Source organism: Paraglaciecola marina, from assembly GCF_004360155.1.
GTDB lineage: Bacteria > Pseudomonadota > Gammaproteobacteria > Enterobacterales > Alteromonadaceae > Paraglaciecola > Paraglaciecola marina.
Genome location: NZ_SAIS01000012.1, coordinates 1 through 24,759, shown reverse-complemented (window position 1 = coordinate 24,759; position 24,759 = coordinate 1). Strand labels below are relative to the sequence as shown.

The window sequence follows — 24,759 nt, the reverse complement described above, 5'->3', positions numbered from 1 at the left end:
AATTTTTAGGTTTACTACCTATACATTCTTCGCGGTGCTTATTTTACTTTCACTGTTGCTATCCAGTTGTCTACCATGCGTTCTAGAACGCTCAAAGGTACTGAGCCTTCACCTAAAACTGTATCGTGAAATTCTTTTATATCAAATTGCTCACCTAAAGCTAGCTCTGCTTTTTCTCTCAGCTCGATAATTTTTAACATGCCTACTTTATAACCTGTAGCTTGGCTTGGCCAAGCAAAATAGCGTCTTACTTCCGCTGAAATCGCGGCCTCTGATATTGGGGAGTTTTGTTTAAAGTAATCAATAGCTTGTTGTTCTGTCCAGCCCTTAGAGTGAATACCAGTATCAACCACTAAGCGAATAGCTCGCCACATTTCAGTTACTAAGCGTCCAAAGTCAGTATAAGGTGAGTTGTAAGCGCCCATTTCTTTGGCTAATAATTCAGAGTACAAGGCCCACCCTTCAATATAGGCAATAAAAAAAGCTTGGGTACGAAATTCTGGTACCCCCTCTAGTTCTTGTGCTATAGAAATTTGCATATGATGGCCAGGATTCCCTTCGTGATAAGCAATGGCCTCCATTTCGTTCTTGGGCATAGCTGTCATGTCTGAGAGGTGAGCATAATATACACCATCACGTGAACCATCGGGTGTACCTGGGTTGTAATGTTGTGGTGCCCCATCTTGCTCTCTAAAAGCTTCAACTCTTTTCACTACTAAATCTGCTTTCGGTAACAAACCAAAGTACTCGGGAAGTTTACTATGGATGTAGTCAAGGTAAGCTGTGGAGTCGTCTAAGTAACCTTGACGACCTTCATCAGTATTTGGGTAGTAAAACTGTTGATTGTTGACGTCACTTTTGATGTAGCTAAAAAATTCTTGAAGGCTACCTTCAAATTCAACCGTGTGTTTTATTTCTTCCATCAAACCTAATATTCTATCGACTTCATTTAAACCAATCTTATGGATTTCATCTGCTTTAAGATCTGTAGTGGTTGAGCTTAATAACATGGCATTGTAAAACGCTTTTCCGTTAGGGAGTGTCCCTGCACCTGTGGCTTCTTTAGATACATAGCTCATATCTTCTTCAAACCAAGTAATCAGATTTTCATACACTGGTTGGAATTGTGTTTTTAGGGCAGTTACTACATCTGTTTCTAATGATTCGGCTTGTTCCACTGATATTTTATTGTTTTCAACTAAGCCTTTTATTTTATTAAGGGCATCTTTGAGTATCGGGGAATCAACTTTTGAAGTTTCAAAAGGTTGACCTATTAACAAGTTACTAGATTGCTCAATTACACCTTCATAGGCAAAGTATGGTGGGCGAACCCCTTCACTAGCGTGCAATTTGGCGCGCTCTAATAATTGCTCAATAGCAGTCGATAGGCCACCGATACGTTTTATATAGGCATACATATCGGTTGGGTCTTCTACTCTGTGGAAATTAATTAGAAAGTTAGGAAGGCTGGTATGGTTGCCCATCATTTGTGTAAACACATATTTGTTGCGGCGAAATGGTATTAACGCTTTAGCTGCTTCATATTGATAAATCCAAATGTCATATGAAATTTTAGCGTCTTCGGTTAGGGCATTATAATTAAAGTTGTTTTTAAGATCAGTAACGGTTTGAGCTTGCCACTCTAGCTGTATGTCTTCTGCTGCTTCGCTAAAATCATCAAACTCATCATATCTTTCCTTTCTTCCTAGCCTAGTCAAAGTGATAGGTGACCTAAGAATGCTTTCTTGGTATTTTTCGTCAAACCATTGATTAAGTCTTTCACTTTCTGTCATTTTTACTTGTGCTACTTCAGCATTTTCTGGTGCTGGTTGTTCACATGAAGTTATCAGAAGCAAAATGATAATGCTCAGTGTTTTTTTAATCATTTGGTTGGGTGCCCAGTAAGAGATATATCTGAAATTAATATCCTTGGAGCATAAAACAAAAGCCGGTTGAATGAAATGTACTGACATTAAGAATTGCATGGAAAAAGCGCCAATTGGCGCTTTATTTACAGTCTATTTACACTCTGTATTTATAACGTTTAAGTTACGAGAAATATTTAAACAGTTTGTTGCTTTTTATGTCTTTTGCCACGCTTTTCACGGTCTTGCATTTTTTCCATTTTCTCTGTGACTTTTTGTTGCTGCTCTGCAGTTAGTATATTCCACATATCATGACGAACTTGAGCTTTTGAAACCGACATGGCAACAAATTCAGATTGATATTTAGCGCTTAGGGCTAGCCAAGCTTCAGAGCTAAAATCGCTGCTAGCAATTAAAGCGCGCTCAGCTTCTTTAAACTCTCTGAGTTTGGCTTTGACATCAGTATCTGCTTCTTTTGCTTGTTCACGAATTGTTTTAATTTCAGCTTTTTGCTCATCGCTTAACCCAAGCTTTTTAAACATTCCGCCTTTACGTCTATGTTTACCTTTTTTGTTTGAGTCTTTGGATTCAAGGTTTGCTTTTTTCTCAGCAACCAGACTTGTAAATTTAGTTTGTTGCTCTGCTGTCAGAGTATTCCACACTAGATTTTTTTGAGTGGCTCGTTGCAACATTTTATCAGTTAGTACTGATTGACTTTGCGCTAAGGCTGTTTCAATGGCAGTCTGATCCCATTCATTGGATTGTACTAATGTTTGGATATCAGACCTGAAGGTTGAGCTATCTTCTTTAAATACGCGACCATCTTGACGGCTTTGCTTCATGATTTCTTTAATATCTTGCTTTTGAACATCTGTTAGAGAAAGTTGCGACAATATTTGGCGCATACCATCACGGTTATGATCACGATCTTTTTTTGCTATGGCTGGAACGGCTACTACCAATGCAAGAGAAAGAGCTATTGGGGTTAATAAAGTTTTAAGCTTTAACATAGGTATATCCTTTTTTGCGGCTGATTAATTTCAGTGAGGTTATTGTAGCTATTGCAATGCAAAGAAACGCAAAGAGAGTGTAAAGCTTTTGTAAATAGAGGGTATGGTTCCTATAAGGCTGCGCTATCATAGGTACCTCTGTAATGGAAGGCATTACCTAGGTTTATAAATTTGAAGGCAGTATATGAGTAATAAACAACTTTTACTAATTGATGATGACACTGAGCTTACCGAGCTTTTATCTCAGTACCTTGCACCTCAGGGGTATGAGCTAGATATTGCCCATGACGGTGAGGCTGGTATAGCGCAAGCAACATCTGGTAAACATTATGACCTGATTTTATTGGATGTTATGTTGCCTAAGCTTGATGGCTTTGAGGTGTTAAAAAAACTTAGGGTGACTCATTTAACCCCTATTCTTATGCTGACTGCTAAAGGTGATGATTTAGACAAAATATTAGGGTTAGAAATGGGGGCTGATGATTATCTAGCCAAGCCATTTAATCATAGAGAGCTGTCTGCGCGTATTAAGGCTTTAGTTCGCCGTATGTCCTTGCTCCCAGCGACCAGTGTGCAACAAAATCTTAAATTGGATGATGTAGAGCTATCCCCAGCATCACAACAAGTGTTTTGCAATGGTAACTTGTTGGAGCTTACCGGTACTGAATATTCTATTTTGCATTTATTGATGCTTAATCATGGAAATTTAGTAAGCAAAGAAGAAATCAGCGAGAAGGTCCTAGGGCGTAAGTTGGCGCCATTTGACCGCAGTATAGATATGCATGTCAGTAATTTACGGAAAAAATTAGCAGAGTTTAACTCCTCAGAAAAAATTAAGACCCATCGTGGTGCAGGTTATTTATATTTGGTAGAAGCATGAGTTTTTTGAAGCGGGTAAACCCAGCAAACAGTTTGTTTTTTAAGATGTTCTTATGGTTTTGGTTGGCTATATTTTTGGTCTTTGTAAGTTCTATATGGTTAGTTAAGCAACTTGATTCTGAAGTTAAATACCACCCCTTAAATCCAGAGCAGCAAAAAGAATTAGCAATTGTCACCCGCAGACTACAAAAACAAGCTGATAGGTTAAATGAGGTAGATTCATTAGAGTCTATGTTACATCAGGCTAGTAAACGCTCCAGAGTTGGCTTGGTGTTATTCAATAGAGCCGATAAAACTGTAATTTACGATAGCCCAAAGCATAAACAGTCCTCTATAGATGCCATTGAGCTTTTTGAGCCACGACATAGGTCTTTGGCAATTTGGGTTGACGGTTTAGCCTATAGGGGAGCAAGTACTATTGAGGTTGCAGGAAAAGAATATCAATTGTTTTTGGTAACTCCTAGACCAGGTGGCAATCTAAGGGTTATTCGCCATCAGTATCCAGGTCTGTTTGTTTGCCTATTAATTCTTCTTAGTGGCGGATTATGTTACTTATTCGTAAATTCAATTTTAAAGCCCATTATTCAGTTGCAAAACGCCTCTAAAAAAATGGCTCGAGGAGATCTTACTGCTCGGGTTGAAAGTGTAGGTGAGCGACTTGATGAAATAGGACAGCTTGGCCGAGATTTTAATTATATGTCGGAGCAAGTCGAGCGTTTACTTATTGGCCAAAAGCGATTGTTGGCGGATATTTCCCATGAATTAAGATCTCCACTCACACGTTTACAATTATCCATAGGGATTGCTCAACAGCAGAGTGAGTCAGAGCTATCTGCAGATATGGAATTGGCATTGGAAAGAATAGAGAAAGAAGCTGCACAGATTGAAAGCATGATCAGTCAAGTTTTGAGCTTGTCCAAATTAGACAATCAGCAACCTATACAAAACTTACAAACAATCAATATGCAAGGACTTATGTCCCCAATCATTACTGATGCTCAATTTGAAGCTGAGCAGAAAGGTAAAACAGTTAACTATCAGTGCGACTGTTCACTTACCTTTGAAGGCGAGCCCCAATTGTTAAGCAGTGCTGTAGAGAATGTGTTACGAAATGCTATTCACTATGCAAATCGCCTTGTAGAAGTAAAGGTATCAGTAAATGATAATGTAGTAGAATGGACTATTTTAGATGATGGTAATGGTATCCCTGACGCTCAGCTCACTAAGATATTTGATGCTTTCTATCGTGAATCTACAGCTCGTGACAGAGATAGTGGTGGTGTAGGCTTGGGGTTGGCTATCGCATGTCAAGCCATAGCTAAGCATAAAGGGTCTATAAAAGCGGCTAATCGCCCAGAAGGGGGGTTAGCGGTCACTATGTCTATCCCAATAGCCTAACGCTACTTCCAAAAGTGGGGGGATGTTAGGGGCTCAAACAAAAAGTTTAAATATGAATGTATTCAGTAAAGAACACGAATTAGAAAATTCTTATAAAAAAGTAATCGTCCCTTTTTGGGATAGTCAAATGAGTTTCGGGAGTTTTCAAGGAGTTGCAGGTGTAAAAATTGCCTATTCATTTGTGAAACATTCAAAACCAATAGGTTCAATTGTCATTTCGACTGGGCGTATTGAATCAATGCTTAAATACAAGGAAGTTGTTTTTGACTTATATCAAGCTGGGTATTCTGTTTTTATTCATGACCATAGAGGGCAAGGATTGTCTGGACGTATGTTAGGCAATACGCATTTGGGGTATGTGACTGACTTCTCTGATTATGTTGCTGACTTTAAAACATTCATTAATAAAGTCGTGACTCAGCATAGTGAATATCAACCTAATTTACTATGCCACTCAATGGGGGGGGCTATAGGTGCCATGACAATAATGCGTTACCCCAATTTATTTGAAAAAGTGGCTTTTTCTGCTCCTATGTTTGGAATCTTGCCTGTACTACCTAGATGGTTGTCGCGAAAGTTATTAAACCTACATAAAGCTTTTTGTTCAGAGCCGGCATTTTTTTGGGGCCAAAAAAATTATGAGAGTAAGCCTTTTGATAGGAATGAGCTGACCCATAGTCAAATTCGTTATCAGATTTTTAGAAATGAATACCGCGACCAACCAGAAATTCAACTTGGTGGCGTGACTGGTAGTTGGCTAAAAGCTGCAATAGCAGCAATGGATGATATTGAAAATGAAGCTTCGGACTTTCCGATACCATCACTAGTTATTCAAGCTGGTGGAGATACAGTGGTTGATAATAAACGTCAGGCCCGTGTTGCAAATAAATTAGCAAATTGCAAATTTATGATTATTGAGAAAGCAAAACATGAGCTAATGGAAGAGCAGGATATCTTCAGAGATCGGGCCATGAATGCTATTTTAGATTTTTATAAATAATTGTATTCAGATAAATACTGTCGTTTTTGATAACATCATTTATCTTACTCCAAAAAATGATTATTTATGCTTGATATTGTTTTATACCAACCTGAAATCCCGCCCAATACAGGAAATATTATTAGATTATGTGCCAATACTGGGTTCGCATTACATCTAATTGAGCCACTAGGTTTTGAATGGGATGATAAAAGAGTGCGCCGGGCTGGGTTGGACTACCATGAGTTTGCTCAAGTAAAGAAATATCCAAGCCTAGAGGCATATATTGAAACACGTGCACCGGAAAGAGTTTTTGCTTGTACGACAAAAGGTACCGCTTTTTTTGCTGAGGTTAAATATCAAGCGGGTGATGCTTTACTATTCGGCCCTGAAACTAGAGGCTTGCCTGACGATGTTATCCAGTCTTTACCACCTGAGCAAAGAGTGCGCATCCCCATGTTACCAGAAAGTCGCAGTATGAATTTATCTAACGCTGTATCAGTATTTGTATATGAAAGTTGGCGTCAGTTACATTTTAATGGAGCGGTATAGTTATCTTTAAAAGTGGACCGTTCCTTTAAATTGATGTTAACTTGGTAGCAGATGATATGGTGCTCTAAGGTAATTAAAAACAGATACCTCATCGCATGAATGTCACCTGATCATCTAGTACCTGGATAGTTTGTAATTCAACTGAGCTATCCATCTTTTTATTATTAGAGGAAAAACTATGACATTTACACCTGATATGGCTTCCGAGTTAACTTTATTACTCAAGTTTCCTAATAAAAGTCTAATGCAAGGTATCAAGATTCATCACGATGCTAAACCAGAGGTTGTTTCTGCGGCTCAAAGACTATTTGAAAAAGGCATAGTGACACAACCTGATGGAGGTTACCTTACTGACTTAGGACATGACTTATTTGAACATGCGCAAGTTTTAGGGCTTGCCATGACCACGGAGTGATCTAAGGTTTTCGTTATTTAAAGAATTACCTAAGTATATAGTTTAGAAATTAGTCAGGGTTGCCGATAAACAAGCATTAGCTCAAACATAGAATATTATTTATGAACCTAATCAAGTCCTTATGCTCCACTTTAACGATGTTTTTATTTATCGGTAACGCAGCCGCTGCTGAAAATATTAAAGCAGTGCAGCTTTATTCCCAAGAAGAGCTTTTGCAACTGATTAATAAAAATGAGCACCTCAGTCGTGTTGTGCTCGATGATTGCCAATTAGTTCAAGATATTCAAGCCCGTGCAGAAGTCTTAAAAATACCAGCCTATCAATTTTTATGGGGAGACATGCTGGCGTGGGGAGTATGTGTGGAAGAAGATGCCGAGCGCGGCATAATGTTTATGCATCAGGCAGCTGAACAGGGTCTTGCATCAGGTTTAGAACAACTCGGCAGATATTATACTCAGGGTAAGTTAGTACAGCAAGATAAAGAGCGAGCAGTTGTTTATTTGAGAGAAGCGTCTGCTTTAGGCAACTTAAAGGCGCAGATACAGTTAGCTGAACTGTTCATTGATGGGTATGGTAGTCCTTATGATTACGAAGATGCCTATCATTGGTTATATAATGCCATTACTTCAGATAAGCCTACCCACTCCAAAATAGCTCACTGTATTTCTGGGTTAGAAAAATTAATGCACCCGAAAGCGGTACGTAAAGCTAAAAGACCATTAAATTCTTAAATATACATAGTTAATTCACTGCAATTAACTATGTTTGAAGCTATGGGAAATCACACTTCTATATTTTAAATTTGAAAGCACTGGTTTTTAAATTGCCTAACTCGCTATAATAGCTACTTATACTATAAATCAACGGACCTTCCATTTGTCTCAATCAGACGATCCCCATTATCAACGGGAAAAAGAAAAATATGAAAACCCTGTGGCCAGCCGAGAGTACTTACTCGAACTTTTAGATAAAGCCAAGGGCCCGCTGTCTTTTCTTGAATTTTGTCAATTGCTTAATGCAAAAGACGAAGATTCTCGAATAGGTATTCAGCGTCGTTTACGGGCAATGGAACGAGAAGGGCAGGTTGAATTTACCCGAGATAAAAAGTACGCCAAGTTAAAGATTGAAGAACTTATTAAAGGTCGTGTCATTGGGCATAGAGATGGTTTTGGTTTTTTAAAACGTGAAGATGGCGAAAAAGATCTCTTTATTCATAATGCTCAGATGACTGCGGTACTACATGGCGATATTGTACTAGCTAAAGAAAGTGGTACCGACAATAGGGGGAGACGAGAGGCTCGTATTGCTAAAATTATTGAGCCACGGGCGGAGCCAATAGTAGGGCGTTATTTTTTTGAAAATAATGTTGGCGTGGTCATTCCTGATGATAGTCGTATTAATCATGAAATCATGATCCCCAAAGAACAAAGTAATGGTGCCCGTCAAGGCCATATTGTAGTGGTTGAAATTGTCCAAAGACCACGTCGTAGAGATAATGCTATTGGTAAAATCGTAGAAGTCTTGGGTGAACATATGGCGCCTGGCATGGAAATAGACATGGCGCTGCGTACCTTTGATATACCGCATGATTGGCCAAAAGGTGTTGAACGGCAAATTAAAGGGTTAACGGATCAAGTTCCCGAAGAAGCGAAAGAAGGGCGAATTGATTTAAGACAACTTCCCCTTGTTACTATAGATGGTGAAGACGCACGAGATTTTGATGATGCTGTTTATTGTGAGCCCCTTGATGAGGGGGGCTGGAAGTTATGGGTTGCCATTGCTGATGTCAGTTACTATGTGCGTCCAGGTACAGCATTAGATAGTGAAGCCCAAAACCGTGGTAACTCAGTCTATTTTCCAGAACAAGTTATCCCCATGCTACCAGAAGTTTTATCGAATGGTTTGTGTTCACTAAACCCTCAAGTAGACCGTTTGTGTATGGTTTGCGAGATGACTATCAGCGCTGCTGGTGAGCTAGTAAAACATAAGTTTTATGAAGCGGTGATGAATTCCCACGCAAGGCTTACTTATACCAAGGTTTGGGATATTTTACAGGGTGATCCTGAGTTACATAAACGTTACGCTGAGCAAGTGACGCATCTTAAAAATTTGCACGATATGTATCGTGTTCTTAAGCGGAGCCGTAATAAGCGTGGAGCTATTGAGTTTGAAACTCAAGAAAGTAAGTTTGTTTTTAATGCGCAACGGAAAATAGACAATATCGTTCCTGTTACTCGCAATGATGCTCATAAGTTAATTGAAGAATGTATGATTTTGGCCAATGTCTCTGCTGCAGAAACTCTAGACACAAATAACGCTGAGGCCTTATATAGGATCCACGATGAACCAGACTCAGATCGTCTTGGTGCATTTTTATCTTATTTAGCGGAAGTGGGTATCCCCCATAAAATTGGTTCTGAAATATCACCCCAAGATTTCACTGATGTAATAGAAAAAATTCAAGATCGTCCTGATCAAGAGTTGATTCAAACCATGTTGTTACGTTCAATGAAGCAAGCCGTATATGACCATGAAAATATTGGTCATTTTGGGTTGGCTTTAGAAGCCTACGCGCATTTTACCTCGCCAATTCGCCGTTATCCTGATTTAGTCGTTCATAGGGCATTAAAGGGGATCGTAGATAAGCAAAATCAGCGCAAAAGTAAGACTGGTGGAAAAACCTATTCTGCTGATGAAGTAGAAGCTTTGGGGGAGCAATGCTCAATGACAGAGCGCCGCGCTGACGATGCAACTCGAGATGTAGCCGATTGGTTAAAATGTGAGTTTATGCTTGACCATGTAGGGGATGTGTTTGAAGGGGTTATTGCATCTGTCACCAACTTTGGTTTTTTTGTGCGATTAACAGAGTTTCATATTGATGGTTTAGTGCATATCACTTCTTTGGATAATGATTACTTCCGGTTTGATGAAGTTAAGCAATATTTGGTTGGGGAAGCCTCTGGCGTGACCTATCGATTAGGTGACCCAGTTGAAGTAAAAGTGGCTTCGGTAAACCTAGATGAACGAAAAATAGACTTTTTGCTTGATGGCGCTCACGGCAAAGCTATTAAACGATCTGCAACCCGTAAAGCTTCTCGTCGCAAGAAAAATGCTGGAGATAAAGCTGCGGCAGATGTAGGTAAAATATCACCCAAGCAAAAAGAGCAAGCAAAGGCATCTAATCAGAAAAAGCCAGCGAAAAAACCCAGTGGTCGCAAACCAAGAACGAGTTCTAGTAAAACAAAGGGTTCTCGTAACAAACCCGCTACCTCATCCAGAAAGAGGAATAAATAATGGCTCAACAAGAGTGGTTATACGGCATTCATGCCCTTGAATCCGTTATTCAACGAGAGCCTGAACGCTTAATTGAACTATTTGTGTTGAAAGGGCGTGATGATAAGAGTATCCATGCCATTGTGAGTCAAGCAAGAAAGTTTGGTGCTTCAGTGCAGTTTTGCCAAAGAAAAACCTTAGATGACAAAGCTGAAGGGGGGCAACATCAGGGGGTTTTAGCAAAAGTTAAACCCGCAAAGCAATATAACGAGAATGACTTAGCTGCTATTGTTGAGTCTTCTACCACGCCTTTTTTATTGATTTTGGATGGAGTTACCGACCCTCATAATTTAGGAGCTTGTTTGCGTACCGCTGATGCCGCAGGCGTAGATGCTGTTGTTGTGCCCAAAGATAAATCCGCAGCCCTAACCCCAGTTGTCCGTAAAGTAGCTTGTGGCGCAGCCGATGTTATTCCTTTGATACAAGTGACTAATTTAGCTCGTACCCTAAGAGACCTTCAAGATGCCGGTGTGTGGATTATTGGCACTGCGGGTGAAGCAGAAAATAATATCTATGAATGTAAGCTTGTTGGACCAATGGCATTAGTAATGGGGGCTGAGGGAAAGGGTATGCGCCGTTTAACCCGTGAACATTGTGATGAGCTGATTAAGTTGCCGATGGCGGGGTCTGTCTCTAGCTTGAATGTATCAGTAGCAACGGGCGTATGTTTATATGAAATAGTTAGGCAAAGAGGTTAGCCTCTATACCTTAATTAACTAAATATTATCCTGTTTGTGTTTATTTGGGGGCATTGACAAGTAACTGTGTTGGTTTACCACCAATAACTTCCTCTCGGAGTGAGTTATTCCACTTCGAGATTTTAAAATGCGTTTTATTTCTCTCGTTACTCGAAAAGTTCCAAGTCTGCAAAGTGCATTATAGTTTCGCCTTCTTTTTCTCCCTCTGTACATAATGACTAAAGCCTTGGCGTAATTAAGATCTATCATTATTATCAATGAAACTTTAAAAAAATGTAAATATCTATTCATTAAATCAATATTAATGTTAAAATATTGTAATTGTTTGTGATGGGGTATCTGATTTGTAAAATCCCACCTTTATATATTGGAAAAATTATGACACTGAAAACGCCATTAGAGATGCTTTACCACTGGGAATCAACAGAGCCAAGTACGGTGTATTTGAAGCAACCAGTTCTAGGAGAAGTTAAAGAGTTCACTTGGAAGGAAGTGGGCAAGCAAGTTCGTAAAATCGCCAGTAATTTAATTGCAATGGAGCTACCAAAGAGTAGCCATATTGGACTTCTATCAAAAAACTGTGCCGAATGGTTTATTACCGATTTAGCTATAATGATGGCAGGTCATGTTTCAGTGCCTATCTATTCTACAGCGGGTGAGAAGACGATCCGCTATGTGCTTGAACACGCAAAATGCCCTGTTATATTTGTCGGTAAACTTGATGATACGGAGAATCAAGTAGCTGCTATAGGAAACGATATTGTAAAGCTAGCTTTTCCATATCCTGATATTCCAGCAGATAAACAGTGGCATGAATTATTAGAGATTGCGCCATGTACTGAAAACCCTATTCCTGATTTAGATTCTATTATGACAATTATTTATACGTCAGGCAGCACAGGTAATCCAAAAGGCGTGGTCCATAATTACCGCTCCATATGTTGGGCTGCTCATGCATCATTAAACGAGTTAGGAGTTAACTCTAAAGATAGGGTAATGAGTTATCTACCTTTAGCACATATCACTGAAAGAGTTTTAATCGAAATTGCAAGTTTCTACTCTGGGAAAAGAGTGAGTTTTATAGAATCTCTTGATACATTTTCCCGAGACATCTGTGCCACACAACCCACTTTGTTTATTTCAGTGCCTCGTTTATGGACGCGCTTTCAAATGGGCGTGCTTGCAAACATGCCTCAAAAGAAACTTAATTTTCTGTTGAGCATTCCCATCGTAAGAAATGTTGTTAAGAAAAAAATACAGCAAAAACTAGGGCTAAGTGAGACTCGCTTATGTGCGAGTGGCTCAGCGCCTATACCTGCTTCTACATTAGAATGGTTTCGGACTATAGGTGTAAATATTTCAGAAGGCTGGGGTATGACAGAAAATAGTGCTTATGGCACCTGTTGTGTGCCATTCAGGGCCGACAAAATTGGTTGTATTGGGAAGGCTTATGAAGGAGTTGATATCAGGATAGCCGAAGATGGAGAAATTCAGGTTAAAGGACCTTGCAATATGAAGGAGTATTATCTAGAGCCTGAGAAAACCGCAGAAGTGTTAACTAAAGATGGATATTTAAAAACCGGTGATAAAGGTTCAATTGATAATGAGGGCTTCATCAAGATAACTGGTCGTTTAAAAGAAATATTTAAAACATCTAAAGGTAAATACATTGCGCCTGTCCCTATTGAGTCTAAATTAATGGCTAACTCTATTATTGAGCAGGTTTGTGTTACTGGCTCACACTTAAAACAACCAATTGGACTTGTCGTTTTGTCGGAAGATGCTTTGAAAAAGCCATTTGAAGAAGTAGAGCAAAGCTTGTTAGTGACCCTTGATGAGGTTAACTCTTCACTGGAAAGCCATGCAATACTTGATAGGTTAATTATACTGAAAGATGAATGGACAGTAGAAAATGACCTGTTAACTCCTACCCTCAAAATAAAACGTCATGCTTTAGAAAGTAAATACGAAGATCTAATAAGTGGTGATTTTAAAGGTAAAATAGCGAAGCAATAGCAAAGTTTACAAAATCTATGTAAACTCCCGACCCAGTATTATTTTAATGCCCCAGAGGCGCCAATTGACGGTGCCTTATGAAGAATGTGCAAATAATGTGGAACTTTATTTACTTGTTCTACATCCTATTGCTGTACACATGTATTAACTATGGATAACTTTTTATGAAAAATGCTTTTTTATCTTCTGCTATTTTGTCACTTTTGCTACTTTCAGCATGTGGCGGATCAGGTGGCAATGGAGATAACACTTTTAGTGACTCTTATATTCAGTTTTATAACGGTTCAGCAAATAGCGCTACAACATTGATGGCCGAGGTCGATGGCAACCTTTTGGGTTCTGCTACTTATGGTGACGCAAGTAGTTTGATCACATTTGAAAAAGGTGAACTGGAGTTAGAGTTTTACCGTATTGATGCAGATGATCAAGAAGTCACATTAGAAGAAATGACGGTCAACCTTAAAAATGGTGATAAGTCATTAATTATTCTAAGTGGTGATTATGAAACACCTTCGTTCATGGAGTACACATATACTCGTGAAGACTTAGAAGATCACTTCAGAATATTGGCAACATCTGTTATTGCTGATGGAACAAGTTATGACCTCTACATGAGCGAAGCTGGTGAACCCTTTAGTGCGGCTAATTTCTTAGGTTCTGTTAACTATCAACAGCTTGATGAATTTGAGTATTGGGATGGCGACAGCGATAGTGATGACTTCGACGAAGGTGAATACATTATTTATCTGACAGAATCTGGTTCAACAGAACCTTTCTATGAGAGTGCAACTATTAGCTTTTCTTTCGACACTGAATACGTACTGGCCTTAAGAACAACCACTGGGGCGATTCAAGATAATGTTGTTGTAGATCTTATTATTAATTCTTCTTCAGTAGGGAATTACGCTGATGATGATGCGACAGCTCAATATAGAATCTATAATAGTCTAGATGATAGTAGCTCAATTAACTTAACTCTAGCTGGAAACGACGATAATACTGAACAAGAATTAAGTCTAAGTGCTAATGAGTTAAGTGACTTTACTGAAATTGAGTTTGGTGATTATCGTTTATCTGCAAGCCTGGAAGGTGACGAGTCTACAGTGTTCAATAATCGTTTGATTACATTGAACCAAGGAGAAAGTAAGGCCGTTGTTTTGTATAGAGATGCTGATGCGGCTTTAACTGCTGTTTCATTTCAAGAAAGTAGCTTGCCTCAAGTGTTTGATCATCAAATTCAGATTGTTAATTTAGCACCAGATTATTTTGATATTGATTTTTACTTTGTTCGTAAAGATGAAACTATTGAAAGCGCGGAGTATTTAGTCGCTGGTTTAGATTATGAAGAAAGCAGAAGTATTACTCTTCCGAGTGACTTTTATGAGTTGATAGCAGTATTTGATGATAGTAACGACACTCAAGTTTTACTCGATAGAACTGAACTGTTGGGAATTAATGAAGAGGTTAATTACATCATAACTGTTGAGAAAACAGATGATTCAGCGACAGGGTTTGAAATATCTGTTCTTTATTAGTATTTGAATAGTATAAAAAGGCCTCTTAAGAGGCCTTTTTTATGAATGCACAATTGTCACTGCCCTAATATAAAGTAGCCTTCAGAGCATAAACGTCTTAAAACAAAGTCTTAAGATTGATAATAGTGGTTTTATTGGATTATTTTGAAATTACACTATCCCTACCTATACTTTTCTGTTAGTATTTCGCGCCCTTTTAACTGGGGTATGTATAAAAAAGCAACGAATAGCTGCTTTTTTACAGATAAACGACTCTGAAGAGTCTTAATTTTAACAGCGGAGCACTAACATGATCCAAATGCAAACTAACCTGGATGTTGCTGATAATAGCGGCGCTCGCAGGGTTCAGTGTATTAAGGTTCTTGGTGGCTCGCATCGCCGTTATGCACATATTGGTGACATCATTAAAGTTACTGTGAAAGAAGCAATTCCTCGCGGTAAAGTAAAAAAAGGTGATGTACTAAATGCAGTGGTGGTGCGTACTAGGAAAGGCGTTCGTCGTCCAGACGGTTCATCTATCCGTTTTGATAACAACGCGGCTGTTTTGCTAAATGCAAACAAGCAACCTATTGGTACGCGTATCTTTGGCCCGGTTACTAGAGAACTTCGTGTTAATAACATGAAAATTGTCTCATTAGCCCCTGAGGTACTATAAGGAGTCACGATATGGCTAATAAAATTCGTCGTGATGATGAAATCATCGTTTTAGCTGGTAAAGACAAAGGAAAACAAGGCAAAGTGCTTAAAGTTATTCCTGCGGCTAACCGTCTAATCGTTGAAGGTGTAAATCTAATCAAGAAGCATCAGAAGCCTAACCCTCAATTGGGTGAAGCAGGTGGTATTGTTGAGAAAGAAGCATCAATTCACGTATCAAATGTAGCGATCTACAACTCGAAAACGGGTAAAGCAGATCGTGTGGGTTTCCGTCTTGAAGATGAGAAGAAAGTTCGTTTCTTCAAATCAGACGGTGAACTAATTTAATTAATTGGAGAGTACGATGGCGAAACTGCATGATTTCTATAAAGACTCAGTGGTAGCGGAACTTGCTAAGCAGTTCAACTATCAAAGCGTCATGCAAGTCCCTCGGATTGAAAAAATCACTCTAAACATGGGTTTAGGTGAAGCGGTAGCAGACAAGAAGGTATTGGAAAATGCCACGGCTGACATGCAAGCAATTGCTGGTCAAAAGCCTGTTGTAACTGTTGCTCGTAAATCTGTTGCGGGTTTTAAAATCCGTGAAGGTTATCCGATTGGCTGTAAAGTAACCCTACGTGGTGAACGTATGTGGGAATTCTTTGAACGTTTAGTTTCAATTGCAATTCCACGTATCCGCGATTTCCGTGGCTTAAATCCTAAGTCATTCGATGGTCGTGGTAACTATAGCATGGGCGTTCGTGAGCAAATTATCTTCCCTGAAATTGATTTCGATAAGGTTGATAAAATCCGCGGTATGGATATTACTATCACTACTAGCGCTCAAAACGATGCGGAAGCACACGCTTTATTAAGCGCGTTTAACTTCCCGTTCAAAAAGTAAGGTGTAGGGTTATGGCAAAAGAATCAATGAAAGCGCGCGAAGTAAAACGTGCCAAACTAGCTGCTAAGTACGCGGTAAAACGCGCTGCTCTTAAAGCAACTATCAGCGATGTCAACTCTTCTGACGAAGACCGTTGGGACGCTGTTCTTAAGCTGCAACAACTGCCACGTGATTCATCTGTAAGTCGTAAGCGTAACCGCTGCAACATTACAGGTCGTCCACATGGTTTCCTACGCAAGTTTGGCATGAGTCGTATCAAGTTGCGTGAAGCAGCGATGCGCGGTGAAGTGCCTGGCTTGAAAAAAGCCAGTTGGTAAGGAGTAGCTGATATGAGTATGCAAGATCCTATCGCGGACATGTTTACCCGCGTACGTAACGGCCAGATGGCTAGCAAGGTTTCTGTATCTATGCCCTCTTCTAAAGTTCGTGTTGCTATAGCAGGCGTTCTAAAAGAAGAAGGTTACGTAACAGACTTCGCTGTTTCTGGTGACGTTAAGCCGGTATTAGAAGTAACGTTAAAGTACTTCGAAGGCAAAAAAGTAATCGAGAGCATTGAGCGCGTAAGTCGCCCTGGTCTTCGCATCTATAAGAAAAAAGATGAGTTGCCAAAAGTAATGGGTGGTTTAGGTGTGGCTATCGTGTCTACCTCTAAAGGTGTGATGACTGACCGTGCAGCGCGTAAAGCGGGCATGGGTGGTGAGATCATCGGCTACGTAGCGTAAGGGGAATAAAATGTCACGTATAGCAAAAGCTCCTGTAGATGTCTTATCTGGCGTAGAAATTTCTATTGCTGGTCAAGAGATTACAGTTAAAGGTAAAAACGGCTCGCTAACTCGTGTATTTAACGATGCGGTTGAAGTAGTACAAGAAGATGCACAACTTAAAGTTGCTCCTCGTGAAGGTGCAGTTAATGGTTGGGCTCAAGCTGGTACCGCTCGCTCATTGTTGAACAACATGATTGTAGGTGTAGCCGAAGGTTTTGAGAAAAAATTATTGTTAAATGGTGTTGGTTACCGAGCTCAAGCACAAGGTAAAAAATTAAATTTAACTTTGGGTTTCTCTCACCCTGTAGCATATGAAATGCCTGAAGGTATTTCTGTTGAAACTCCTAGTCAAACTGAAATCATCGTTAAAGGCGTTGATAAGCAGTTGATAGGTCAGGTTGCAGCTAACATCCGCGCATACCGTCCGCCAGAGCCTTATAAAGGTAAAGGTGTTCGTTACGCTGATGAAGTTGTGCGTCGTAAAGAAGCTAAGAAGAAGTAGGAGTCAGTACGATGGATAAAAAATCAGCTCGTTTGCGTCGCGCTACTCGTGCACGCAAAAAAATTAGTGAATTGGCAGCGCATCGCTTGGTTGTTAACCGTACCCCTCGTCACATATACGCTCAGTTAATCGCTCCAAGTGGTTCTGAAGTATTGGCGTCGGCATCAACAGTTGAAACTGAGATCGCTAGTAGCCTTAAAGGCACTGGTAATTCAGCTGCAGCTGCGGCTATTGGCAAGACCATCGCTGAACGCGCTATAGAAAAAGGCATCAAATCTGTTGCTTTTGACCGTAGTGGATTCAAATATCACGGTCGAGTTAAGGCATTAGCTGATGCAGCTCGCGAAGCTGGTCTTCAGTTCTAGGAGTTAATTATGGCTAAAGTAGAAGCTCAACAACAAGGTGACTTGTTGGAAAAATTAATCGCTGTTAACCGTGTTTCTAAAGTAGTTAAAGGTGGTCGTATCTTTAGCTTTACTGCTTTGACAGTAGTTGGAGACGGTAATGGTCGTGTTGGTTTTGGTTACGGTAAAGCACGTGAAGTGCCTGCTGCAATCCAAAAAGCAATGGAAAAAGCACGTCGCAATATTGTGACTGTTGATCTAAATGGCAATACGCTACAGCATCCGATTAAAGGTCGTCACTCAGGCTCTAAAGTTTACATGCAGCCTGCATCTGAAGGTACTGGTATTATTGCCGGTGGTGCGATGCGTGCAGTATTAGAAGTGTCTGGTGTACAAAACGTACTTTCAAAATGTTACGGATCTACCAATCCAATTAACGTTGTGCGTGCAACTATCAATGCGTTGACAGAAATGAATTCGCCTGAGTCAGTTGCCGCTAAGCGTGGATTGTCTGTATCAGAAATTTTGGGGTAATTGAACATGGCTAAGATGATAAAAGTAAAGCAAACAAAAAGCTCTATCGGTCGTCTACCTAAACATAAAGCTACGCTTACAGGTTTAGGTCTTCGTCGCATCGGTCATGTTCGTGAATTAGAAGATACCCCTTCTGTCCGTGGCATGATCAACCGTGTATTTTACATGGTTGAAGTAGTGGAGGAGTAAAAGATGCATTTGAATACTCTTGCTCCTGCACCTGGAGCGAAAAAAGCTGGTAAACGTGTGGGTCGTGGTATGGGCTCTGGTCTTGGAAAAACTGGTGGCCGTGGTCACAAAGGTCAAAAGTCTCGCTCTGGCGGTTCTGTAAAACCTGGTTTTGAAGGTGGTCAAATGCCTATCCAACGTCGTCTTCCTAAATTTGGTTTTACTTCTCGTAAATCTATGGTTTCTGACCAAGTTACGTTAAGTGAAATAGCCAAAGTTGAGGGCGAAGTTGTATCACTTGAAACTTTGAAAGCAGCAGGTCTTATCAAAAAAGAAATGTTGTTTGTTAAAGTAATGAAAAGTGGCGACATCTCACGTGCCGTAACGGTTAGTGGTTTAAAGGTATCTAAAGGCGCACTTGAAGCGATTCAAGCGGCTGGCGGTAAAGTAGAGGAATAAACTAGATGGCTAAACCAGGACAGGACTCAAGCGCTAAAGGCGGCTTGAGCGAGCTTAAATCAAGATTGTTGTTCGTACTTGGTGCGATCATAGTATTTAGGTTGGGTTCTTTTGTACCTATTCCTGGTATTGATGCGGCGGTGTTGGCTGAATTATTCGACCAACAGAAAGGTACTATCGTTGAAATGTTTAACATGTTCTCCGGTGGCGCTCTTGAACGTGCATCAGTTCTAGCCCTAGGCATCATGCCATACATTACAGCATCTATTATTGTGCAGTTGTTATCACATATGCATCCACCAATGATGGAGCTGAAGAAAGAAGGCGAAGCTGGAAAACGCAAAATTAGTCAATACACTAGATATTTCACTTTAGTGCTAGCGACTTTCCAAGCGATTGGTATTGCGACTAATTTACCTAACCTTATGCAAGGTTTGGTAATTAATCCCGGTTTCGGTTTTTACTTTACAGCAGTAGTGAGTCTGGTCACTGGGACTATGTTCCTTATGTGGCTAGGTGAACAAATTACAGAGAGAGGTATTGGTAACGGTATCTCTATTCTGATTTTCGCCGGTATTGTTTCTGGTTTGCCATCAGCATTAGGTAATGTTGCTGAACAAGCTAGGCAAGGTGAAATAAACTTATTATTCTTGTTATTAGTGGGTGTGATTATTATCGCTGTCACTTACTTTGTTGTATTTGTAGAGCGTGGTCAACGACGGATAGTTGTTAATTATGCAAAACGTCAGCAAGGACGTAAGGTTTTTGCCGCACAGAGTACGCATTTACCTTTAAAAGTGAATATGGCTGGTGTTATACCGCCAATTTTTGCGTCAAGTATAATTTTGTTTCCAGGCACAGTTGCTAACTGGTTTGGTCAGAATGAGTCATTATCTTGGTTACAAGATGTGGCATTAATGTTGTCTCCTGGGCAACCTTTGTATGTGATGTTTTACGCCGCGGCGATTATCTTTTTCTGTTTCTTCTATACTGCGTTGGTGTTTAACCCTCGTGAAACAGCGGATAACTTGAAAAAGTCAGGGGCATTTATCCCTGGTATTCGTCCTGGTGAACAAACATCTAAATATGTTGATAAAGTGATGACCCGTCTTACATTGGCTGGTGCGCTTTACATAACCTTTATATGTTTAGTGCCTGAGTTCATGTTGATCGCCTGGAACGTTCCGTTCTACTTTGGCGGTACATCATTACTAATTATGGTAGTGGTTGTCATGGATTTCATGGCGCAGGTACAGACACATTTGATGTCACATCAATATGAGTCTGTTCTTAAAAAAGCTAATCTTAAGGGCTACGGCCGTTAAGATAGCGATTTACGGAGTGATGAAATGAAAGTTCGTGCATCCGTCAAGCGGATTTGCCGTAACTGTAAAGTCATTAAGCGCAACGGTGTTGTGCGTGTGATTTGCAGTTCTGACCCTAAGCATAAGCAAAGGCAAGGTTAATCAACTGGGATTGGGGGTCGTCTAGATACACTAGCGCCTCAATCCTTAATTGCAATTTAGTTATTGGGTAAGTATCCTATCGGGCTTTTTAGGCTAATAACTATAAATTTAGAGGAGTACTGTTAATGGCCCGTATCGCTGGCATTAACATCCCTGAGCACAAGCATGCTGTGATTGCATTATCTGCAATCTACGGTGTCGGCTCCACACGTGCTAAAAGCATTTGTGCAGCAGCTGGTGTTGCAGAGACAACAAAGATCAAAGATCTTGATGAAGAACAGATTGATAAGTTACGTGACGAAGTAGCTAAGTTCACAGTTGAAGGTGATCTTCGCCGTGAAGTATCAATGAGTATTAAACGTTTGATGGACTTAGGTTGCTTCCGTGGTATACGCCACCGTCGTAGTCTTCCTCTACGTGGTCAGCGCACTAAAACTAATGCGCGCACCCGTAAGGGTCCTCGCAAAGCAATTAAACGATAAGCGAGGATATTATGGCTAAAGCACCAACCAAAGCGCGTAAACGCGCAAAACGTCAAGTTGCAGATGGTATGGCTCATATCCACGCCTCTTTCAACAACACCATAGTGACTATTACAGACCGTCAAGGTAATGCCTTGTCTTGGGCTACGTCAGGTGGTTCAGGTTTCCGTGGTTCACGTAAATCTACACCATTTGCTGCTCAGGTAGCTGCTGAACGTGCAGGTACTGCCGCTCAGGATTACGGTTTGAAAAACATAGAAGTGTTTGTTAAAGGTCCAGGTCCAGGTCGAGAATCTGCGATCCGCGCTTTAAACGCTGCTGGTTACAAAATCACTAATATTACCGATGTGACACCTATACCTCACAACGGTTGTCGTCCACCGAAAAAACGTCGCGTTTAATCGACGGACAGTTGGAGAAAGATCATGGCAAGATATTTGGGTCCCAAACTCAAACTTAGCCGCCGCGAAGGAACAGATTTATTCCTTAAAAGTGGCGTTCGAGCAATTGACTCGAAATGTAAAATAGATAATGCACCTGGTCAGCATGGCGCCCGTCGTGGACGTTTATCAGACTATGGTGTTCAATTACGTGAAAAGCAAAAAGTACGTCGTATGTACGGTGTATTAGAAAAGCAATTCCGTAACTACTATAAAGAAGCAGCACGCTTGAAAGGTAATACAGGTGAAAACTTGTTACAACTTTTAGAGCAGCGTTTAGACAATGTTGTATATCGTATTGGTTTTGCAAGTACTCGTGCTGAAGCACGTCAGCTTGTTAGCCATAAAGCCATTTTGGTAAACGGTAAAGTTGTTAACGTTCCTTCTTTTAACGTTTCTGCTGATGATGTTGTGTCTGTTCGCGAAAAAGCGAAGAAACAAGCACGTATCGTTGCTGCTCTTGAATTAGCAGATCAGCGTGAAAAACCAACTTGGATTGAAGTAGACAACAAGAAAATGGAAGGTACATTTAAACGTGTTCCTGAAAGAACTGATTTGTCTGCCGAAATTAACGAACAGTTGATCGTCGAACTTTACTCTAAGTAAAGCTTAAAGAAGAGAGGAAACAATGTCGGGTTCTGTAACTGAATTCTTAAAACCAAGATTAGTTGAAATTGATAACGTCTCGCCAACTCGAGCTAAGGTCACACTTGAACCTTTAGAACGAGGATTTGGCCATACGCTAGGTAACGCGTTACGTCGCATCTTATTGTCTTCAATGCCAGGATGTGCTGTAACAGAAGTTGAAATTGATGGTGTATTACATGAATACAGCACCAAAGAAGGCGTACAAGAAGACGTTATTGAAATATTGCTTAACCTTAAAGGTTTAGCCGTGCGTCTTGAAGGCAAAACTGAAGCAACACTAACTCTAGTGAAGTCGGGAGCTGGCCCAGTATTAGCTGGTGATATCCAGCATGATGGCGATGTGGAAATTGTTAACCCTGATCATGTAGTTTGTACTTTAACTGGCGAAGCTGAGCTCAGCATGCGTATTAAAGTAGAAATGGGTCGTGGTTATGTTCCAGCATCAACACGCCGCTCTTCAGAAGAAGATGATCGTCCTATTGGTCGTTTATTGGTAGATGCTTCATACAGTCCTGTTGAACGTATAGCTTACAATGTTGAGTCTGCTCGAGTAGAGCAAAGAACTGACCTTGATAAGTTAATCATCGATATGGAAACCAACGGTACTATTGATCCAGAAGAAGCAATTCGTCGTTCAGCTACAATTCTAGCTGAGCAATTAGACGCATTTGTTGAACTGCGTGATATTTCAGAGCCAGTTGAGAAAGAAGAGAAGCCGGAGTTTGATCCTATTCTTCTTCGTCCTGTTGATGACCTTGAGCTAACTGTACGTTCAGCTAATTGTCTTAAAGCAGAAGCCATACAATATATTGGTGACCTGGTACAGCGTACCGAAGTTGAGTTGTTAAAAACTCCTAACTTAGGTAAAAAATCTCTTACAGAGATTAAAGATGTACTTGCTTCTCGTGGACTTTCTCTGGGTATGCGCCTAGAAAACTGGCCACCAGAGTCAATCGCAGAAAAAGATTAATCTAGTTTTTTATTAAACTGATTTGTAAAGAAGGATAAAACTATGCGCCATCGTAAAAGTGGTCGTCAGTTAAATCGTAACAGCAGTCATCGTCAAGCGATGTTCAAAAATATGGCTGGTTCTTTGGTAAAAGAAGAGTTGATTAAAACAACTTTACCAAAGGCGAAAGAACTACGTCGCGTACTTGAGCCTCTTATCACTCTTGCTAAGCAAGACAGTGTAGCTAATCGCCGTTTGGCAATGGCTCGTACTGGTGATAAAGAAGTTGTTGGTAAATTGTTCAATGAACTTGGTCCTCGTTATGAAGAGCGTCCAGGTGGGTATATTCGCATTTTAAAGTGTGGATTCCGTACTGGTGATAAAGCACCTATGGCCTACGTTGAATTGGTTGACCGCCCAGAAGTAGAAGCAATCGAAGAGATTGAAGAAGCAACTGAAGAGTAAGGTTTATAACCCGAAATTGGTCGACATACTAGAAATAGGAGCCCGGTATATACCGGGCTTTTTTTATGTCTATAGATAACCGGAAGTTATTCTTCTGCTAGGCCGTGTGCAGCTAGAAATGTTGCTAAAAGTGATGACTTATAATGTCTATAAAAGTTCTCAAATTTTGTTATTTAACGTATTTTTAATCTGTGAAGACTGTGTTTAACTCACCTAAGCTCAGCTTAAATATTTGTAGAGAAAAGCTAGCAATAGTTTGTGATGTGTAGTCAAATTTTACCTTGGACACCTAAGTTTCATTTGCAAGGGTATATAAGCAACTAAATAGCCTAATGATGATGTGGACGAATGCTGGTTTACAAGTTGCGGCTATTTTAATCCTTTATACTTAGTACTTCAGCCACTTCTTCTTGTGTTGCACCGCCGTTGATTGCATAACTACCTAAGTCTTCGCTAGTTATTCCAGAGTTGTAGGCTGCTTCTATAATCTTTATTACATTTTCCCTTTTTGCAGCCGACTCACGAACAGCTGTTGTTACTACTTGCTCTGCGTTGTTTGGAAATGCCGCTAATAAAGCTTCTACTACATATTCCCCGACCAACGGAACTGCACCTATCGCAGTACTTAATATCTCAACAATTTTACTAGGGTGCTCTTTAGCTAATGATTGAACTATGTAGTCAGCAGAGTCTGGTTCTGTAATTACTGCAATACGCACTATTTCATTTAACTCTTCAGGTGTTGTGCTTGCAGCTGCGGTTACAACAAAGTCTACATAGCTTGGGTCAGCATTAATTGCTGTTTCTACAATACTACTGCAACTCGTAATCCCCTTGCTTATAGCTATAGTAACAACTTCTTGTGCTAAAGCAGGCTGTGCAGAAATTGCAGAGTGAATTATCTCTTTATATTTATCAGGATATAAGTCTAGCGTAGTTGAAACTATTGAGGCTGACTGTTGTGGATAATGATTAACTATAGATTTTACTGTCAAGCCTATAGAGTTGTTCTTTTGAACTTGGTTCTGAATGAAGTTTTCAGTAATTTGTGTGGATTTACTTTCTATTACGCTTGGGCTCGCCGAGACCTTGTTTAGATAAATAATACAGCTAATTAAAATAATTATACTTATTACTACAATTTTCATATAACACACCAATATTTAAGAAAAGACGAATTTCCAATTACTCGCTCTTATTGAAAGGTTAATCTAACAACATTCCTGTGAAATAGACAGCTTTATAACCAGTTTGCGTGGTTTTTGAGCAAGCAGTAAATTAAATGAAATAAAGTGTTGCATAGGAATGTGTTCTCTCTATA

Annotated in this window: 30 protein-coding genes; 27 read left to right on the top strand and 3 right to left on the bottom strand. The window is 40.0% G+C overall.

The genetic code is table 11. The features are described 5' to 3' along the window. Positions 1 to 38: 38 nt before the first annotated feature. Together EOK74_RS16135 and EOK74_RS16130 are read right to left on the bottom strand one after the other, a co-directional pair. Entirely contained in the window at positions 39 to 1,886 is a 1,848-nt protein-coding gene (locus tag EOK74_RS16135; protein ID WP_133471071.1) for a DUF885 domain-containing protein, read from the bottom strand. Between the two features lie 176 nt (positions 1,887 to 2,062). After that, complete coding sequence (locus EOK74_RS16130; protein WP_133471069.1) at positions 2,063 to 2,875, bottom strand: Spy/CpxP family protein refolding chaperone; 813 nt, start codon at positions 2,873 to 2,875, stop codon at positions 2,063 to 2,065. Positions 2,876 to 3,059: 184 nt separating this feature from the next. Between EOK74_RS16130 and EOK74_RS16125 the strand changes: the two genes are divergently transcribed. The 27 genes from EOK74_RS16125 (at position 3,060) to rplQ (ending at position 23,438) form a co-directional block, all read left to right on the top strand. Further along, positions 3,060 to 3,755 (top strand): response regulator transcription factor, encoded by a 696-nt coding sequence (locus EOK74_RS16125; protein WP_133471068.1) that lies wholly within the window; start codon positions 3,060 to 3,062, stop codon positions 3,753 to 3,755. Next, a complete protein-coding gene (locus EOK74_RS16120) occupies positions 3,752 to 5,152 on the top strand; it encodes an ATP-binding protein (RefSeq protein ID WP_133471067.1) in 1,401 nt (466 codons plus the stop codon). Before EOK74_RS16125 ends, EOK74_RS16120 begins: the two co-directional genes overlap by 4 nt. A gap of 52 nt (positions 5,153 to 5,204) precedes the next feature. After that, entirely contained in the window at positions 5,205 to 6,152 is a 948-nt protein-coding gene (locus EOK74_RS16115) for an alpha/beta fold hydrolase (RefSeq protein WP_133471065.1), read from the top strand. A 66-nt stretch (positions 6,153 to 6,218) separates the two neighbouring features. Further along, positions 6,219 to 6,683 carry a tRNA (uridine(34)/cytosine(34)/5-carboxymethylaminomethyluridine(34)-2'-O)-methyltransferase TrmL gene (trmL, locus tag EOK74_RS16110; protein ID WP_133471063.1) on the top strand — a complete coding sequence of 155 codons (465 nt, stop codon included), beginning with the start codon at positions 6,219 to 6,221 and terminating at the stop codon, positions 6,681 to 6,683. Positions 6,684 to 6,861: 178 nt separating this feature from the next. After that, on the top strand, positions 6,862 to 7,098 hold the full coding sequence (locus EOK74_RS16105; protein WP_133471061.1) for a TIGR02647 family protein: 237 nt from the start codon (positions 6,862 to 6,864) through the stop codon (positions 7,096 to 7,098). A gap of 101 nt (positions 7,099 to 7,199) precedes the next feature. After that, on the top strand, positions 7,200 to 7,829 hold the full coding sequence (locus EOK74_RS16100; RefSeq protein WP_133471059.1) for a tetratricopeptide repeat protein: 630 nt from the start codon (positions 7,200 to 7,202) through the stop codon (positions 7,827 to 7,829). A 145-nt stretch (positions 7,830 to 7,974) separates the two neighbouring features. Further along, positions 7,975 to 10,392, top strand: coding sequence for a ribonuclease R (gene rnr / locus EOK74_RS16095; RefSeq protein WP_133471058.1), 2,418 nt, complete (start codon positions 7,975 to 7,977; stop codon positions 10,390 to 10,392). After that, positions 10,392 to 11,129: a 23S rRNA (guanosine(2251)-2'-O)-methyltransferase RlmB gene (rlmB, locus tag EOK74_RS16090; RefSeq protein WP_133471057.1), complete on the top strand. Its 738-nt coding sequence runs from the start codon at positions 10,392 to 10,394 to the stop codon at positions 11,127 to 11,129. The genes rnr and rlmB overlap by 1 nt, the downstream gene beginning before the upstream one ends. 378 nt (positions 11,130 to 11,507) lie before the next feature. Further along, positions 11,508 to 13,145, top strand: coding sequence for an AMP-binding protein (locus EOK74_RS16085; protein ID WP_133471056.1), 1,638 nt, complete (start codon positions 11,508 to 11,510; stop codon positions 13,143 to 13,145). A gap of 164 nt (positions 13,146 to 13,309) precedes the next feature. After that, positions 13,310 to 14,680: a DUF4397 domain-containing protein gene (locus tag EOK74_RS16080; protein WP_133471055.1), complete on the top strand. Its 1,371-nt coding sequence runs from the start codon at positions 13,310 to 13,312 to the stop codon at positions 14,678 to 14,680. 289 nt (positions 14,681 to 14,969) lie between these two features. Further along, on the top strand, positions 14,970 to 15,335 hold the full coding sequence (gene rplN / locus EOK74_RS16075; RefSeq protein ID WP_133471054.1) for a 50S ribosomal protein L14: 366 nt from the start codon (positions 14,970 to 14,972) through the stop codon (positions 15,333 to 15,335). Between the two features lie 11 nt (positions 15,336 to 15,346). Then, positions 15,347 to 15,661 carry a 50S ribosomal protein L24 gene (gene rplX, locus EOK74_RS16070; RefSeq protein WP_133471053.1) on the top strand — a complete coding sequence of 105 codons (315 nt, stop codon included), beginning with the start codon at positions 15,347 to 15,349 and terminating at the stop codon, positions 15,659 to 15,661. A 16-nt stretch (positions 15,662 to 15,677) separates the two neighbouring features. Next, positions 15,678 to 16,217 (top strand): 50S ribosomal protein L5, encoded by a 540-nt coding sequence (gene rplE / locus EOK74_RS16065; RefSeq protein WP_133471052.1) that lies wholly within the window; start codon positions 15,678 to 15,680, stop codon positions 16,215 to 16,217. 11 nt (positions 16,218 to 16,228) lie between these two features. Continuing rightward, positions 16,229 to 16,534: a 30S ribosomal protein S14 gene (gene rpsN, locus EOK74_RS16060; protein ID WP_133471051.1), complete on the top strand. Its 306-nt coding sequence runs from the start codon at positions 16,229 to 16,231 to the stop codon at positions 16,532 to 16,534. Positions 16,535 to 16,546: 12 nt separating this feature from the next. After that, positions 16,547 to 16,939: a 30S ribosomal protein S8 gene (gene rpsH / locus EOK74_RS16055; protein ID WP_133471050.1), complete on the top strand. Its 393-nt coding sequence runs from the start codon at positions 16,547 to 16,549 to the stop codon at positions 16,937 to 16,939. A 10-nt stretch (positions 16,940 to 16,949) separates the two neighbouring features. Further along, the gene (rplF, locus tag EOK74_RS16050; protein ID WP_133471049.1) at positions 16,950 to 17,483 is read left to right on the top strand and encodes a 50S ribosomal protein L6; all 534 of its coding nucleotides are present in this window, start codon (positions 16,950 to 16,952) and stop codon (positions 17,481 to 17,483) included. An 11-nt stretch (positions 17,484 to 17,494) separates the two neighbouring features. Further along, positions 17,495 to 17,848 carry a 50S ribosomal protein L18 gene (gene rplR / locus EOK74_RS16045; RefSeq protein WP_133471048.1) on the top strand — a complete coding sequence of 118 codons (354 nt, stop codon included), beginning with the start codon at positions 17,495 to 17,497 and terminating at the stop codon, positions 17,846 to 17,848. Between the two features lie 9 nt (positions 17,849 to 17,857). Beyond that, a complete protein-coding gene (gene rpsE, locus EOK74_RS16040; protein WP_133471047.1) occupies positions 17,858 to 18,361 on the top strand; it encodes a 30S ribosomal protein S5 in 504 nt (167 codons plus the stop codon). Between the two features lie 6 nt (positions 18,362 to 18,367). Further along, positions 18,368 to 18,550, top strand: a complete 183-nt coding sequence (gene rpmD / locus EOK74_RS16035; protein ID WP_133471046.1) for a 50S ribosomal protein L30 — start codon at positions 18,368 to 18,370, stop codon at positions 18,548 to 18,550. Between the two features lie 3 nt (positions 18,551 to 18,553). Then, positions 18,554 to 18,988 (top strand): 50S ribosomal protein L15, encoded by a 435-nt coding sequence (rplO, locus tag EOK74_RS16030; protein ID WP_133471045.1) that lies wholly within the window; start codon positions 18,554 to 18,556, stop codon positions 18,986 to 18,988. A gap of 5 nt (positions 18,989 to 18,993) precedes the next feature. Further along, positions 18,994 to 20,313 (top strand): preprotein translocase subunit SecY, encoded by a 1,320-nt coding sequence (gene secY, locus EOK74_RS16025; protein ID WP_133471044.1) that lies wholly within the window; start codon positions 18,994 to 18,996, stop codon positions 20,311 to 20,313. Positions 20,314 to 20,337: 24 nt separating this feature from the next. Next, a complete protein-coding gene (gene rpmJ, locus EOK74_RS16020) occupies positions 20,338 to 20,454 on the top strand; it encodes a 50S ribosomal protein L36 (RefSeq protein WP_007104309.1) in 117 nt (38 codons plus the stop codon). Positions 20,455 to 20,579: 125 nt separating this feature from the next. After that, a complete protein-coding gene (gene rpsM, locus EOK74_RS16015) occupies positions 20,580 to 20,936 on the top strand; it encodes a 30S ribosomal protein S13 (protein ID WP_133471043.1) in 357 nt (118 codons plus the stop codon). A gap of 11 nt (positions 20,937 to 20,947) precedes the next feature. Continuing rightward, entirely contained in the window at positions 20,948 to 21,337 is a 390-nt protein-coding gene (gene rpsK / locus EOK74_RS16010) for a 30S ribosomal protein S11 (protein ID WP_133471042.1), read from the top strand. Between the two features lie 24 nt (positions 21,338 to 21,361). Continuing rightward, positions 21,362 to 21,982: a 30S ribosomal protein S4 gene (gene rpsD, locus EOK74_RS16005; protein ID WP_133471041.1), complete on the top strand. Its 621-nt coding sequence runs from the start codon at positions 21,362 to 21,364 to the stop codon at positions 21,980 to 21,982. A 22-nt stretch (positions 21,983 to 22,004) separates the two neighbouring features. Beyond that, the gene (locus EOK74_RS16000) at positions 22,005 to 22,994 is read left to right on the top strand and encodes a DNA-directed RNA polymerase subunit alpha (protein ID WP_133471040.1); all 990 of its coding nucleotides are present in this window, start codon (positions 22,005 to 22,007) and stop codon (positions 22,992 to 22,994) included. A 42-nt stretch (positions 22,995 to 23,036) separates the two neighbouring features. Further along, complete coding sequence (gene rplQ, locus EOK74_RS15995) at positions 23,037 to 23,438, top strand: 50S ribosomal protein L17 (protein WP_133471039.1); 402 nt, start codon at positions 23,037 to 23,039, stop codon at positions 23,436 to 23,438. Positions 23,439 to 23,812: 374 nt separating this feature from the next. Here the strand turns inward: rplQ and EOK74_RS15990 are convergent, their stop codons facing one another. Beyond that, complete coding sequence (locus EOK74_RS15990; protein WP_205964675.1) at positions 23,813 to 24,586, bottom strand: hypothetical protein; 774 nt, start codon at positions 24,584 to 24,586, stop codon at positions 23,813 to 23,815. Positions 24,587 to 24,759 lie beyond the last annotated feature (173 nt).

Coding starts and splice junctions, on each gene's coding strand:
- EOK74_RS16135 (WP_133471071.1), bottom strand. CDS start 1,886: ATGATTAAAAAAACACTGAGCATTATCATTTTGCTTCTGATAACTTCA.
- EOK74_RS16130 (WP_133471069.1), bottom strand. CDS start 2,875: ATGTTAAAGCTTAAAACTTTATTAACCCCAATAGCTCTTTCTCTTGCA.
- EOK74_RS16125 (WP_133471068.1), top strand. CDS start 3,060: ATGAGTAATAAACAACTTTTACTAATTGATGATGACACTGAGCTTACC.
- EOK74_RS16120 (WP_133471067.1), top strand. CDS start 3,752: ATGAGTTTTTTGAAGCGGGTAAACCCAGCAAACAGTTTGTTTTTTAAG.
- EOK74_RS16115 (WP_133471065.1), top strand. CDS start 5,205: ATGAATGTATTCAGTAAAGAACACGAATTAGAAAATTCTTATAAAAAA.
- trmL (WP_133471063.1), top strand. CDS start 6,219: ATGCTTGATATTGTTTTATACCAACCTGAAATCCCGCCCAATACAGGA.
- EOK74_RS16105 (WP_133471061.1), top strand. CDS start 6,862: ATGACATTTACACCTGATATGGCTTCCGAGTTAACTTTATTACTCAAG.
- EOK74_RS16100 (WP_133471059.1), top strand. CDS start 7,200: ATGAACCTAATCAAGTCCTTATGCTCCACTTTAACGATGTTTTTATTT.
- rlmB (WP_133471057.1), top strand. CDS start 10,392: ATGGCTCAACAAGAGTGGTTATACGGCATTCATGCCCTTGAATCCGTT.
- EOK74_RS16085 (WP_133471056.1), top strand. CDS start 11,508: ATGACACTGAAAACGCCATTAGAGATGCTTTACCACTGGGAATCAACA.
- EOK74_RS16080 (WP_133471055.1), top strand. CDS start 13,310: ATGAAAAATGCTTTTTTATCTTCTGCTATTTTGTCACTTTTGCTACTT.
- rplN (WP_133471054.1), top strand. CDS start 14,970: ATGATCCAAATGCAAACTAACCTGGATGTTGCTGATAATAGCGGCGCT.
- rplX (WP_133471053.1), top strand. CDS start 15,347: ATGGCTAATAAAATTCGTCGTGATGATGAAATCATCGTTTTAGCTGGT.
- rplE (WP_133471052.1), top strand. CDS start 15,678: ATGGCGAAACTGCATGATTTCTATAAAGACTCAGTGGTAGCGGAACTT.
- rpsN (WP_133471051.1), top strand. CDS start 16,229: ATGGCAAAAGAATCAATGAAAGCGCGCGAAGTAAAACGTGCCAAACTA.
- rpsH (WP_133471050.1), top strand. CDS start 16,547: ATGAGTATGCAAGATCCTATCGCGGACATGTTTACCCGCGTACGTAAC.
- rplF (WP_133471049.1), top strand. CDS start 16,950: ATGTCACGTATAGCAAAAGCTCCTGTAGATGTCTTATCTGGCGTAGAA.
- rplR (WP_133471048.1), top strand. CDS start 17,495: ATGGATAAAAAATCAGCTCGTTTGCGTCGCGCTACTCGTGCACGCAAA.
- rpsE (WP_133471047.1), top strand. CDS start 17,858: ATGGCTAAAGTAGAAGCTCAACAACAAGGTGACTTGTTGGAAAAATTA.
- rpmD (WP_133471046.1), top strand. CDS start 18,368: ATGGCTAAGATGATAAAAGTAAAGCAAACAAAAAGCTCTATCGGTCGT.
- rplO (WP_133471045.1), top strand. CDS start 18,554: ATGCATTTGAATACTCTTGCTCCTGCACCTGGAGCGAAAAAAGCTGGT.
- secY (WP_133471044.1), top strand. CDS start 18,994: ATGGCTAAACCAGGACAGGACTCAAGCGCTAAAGGCGGCTTGAGCGAG.
- rpmJ (WP_007104309.1), top strand. CDS start 20,338: ATGAAAGTTCGTGCATCCGTCAAGCGGATTTGCCGTAACTGTAAAGTC.
- rpsM (WP_133471043.1), top strand. CDS start 20,580: ATGGCCCGTATCGCTGGCATTAACATCCCTGAGCACAAGCATGCTGTG.
- rpsK (WP_133471042.1), top strand. CDS start 20,948: ATGGCTAAAGCACCAACCAAAGCGCGTAAACGCGCAAAACGTCAAGTT.
- rpsD (WP_133471041.1), top strand. CDS start 21,362: ATGGCAAGATATTTGGGTCCCAAACTCAAACTTAGCCGCCGCGAAGGA.
- EOK74_RS16000 (WP_133471040.1), top strand. CDS start 22,005: ATGTCGGGTTCTGTAACTGAATTCTTAAAACCAAGATTAGTTGAAATT.
- rplQ (WP_133471039.1), top strand. CDS start 23,037: ATGCGCCATCGTAAAAGTGGTCGTCAGTTAAATCGTAACAGCAGTCAT.
- EOK74_RS15990 (WP_205964675.1), bottom strand. CDS start 24,586: ATGAAAATTGTAGTAATAAGTATAATTATTTTAATTAGCTGTATTATT.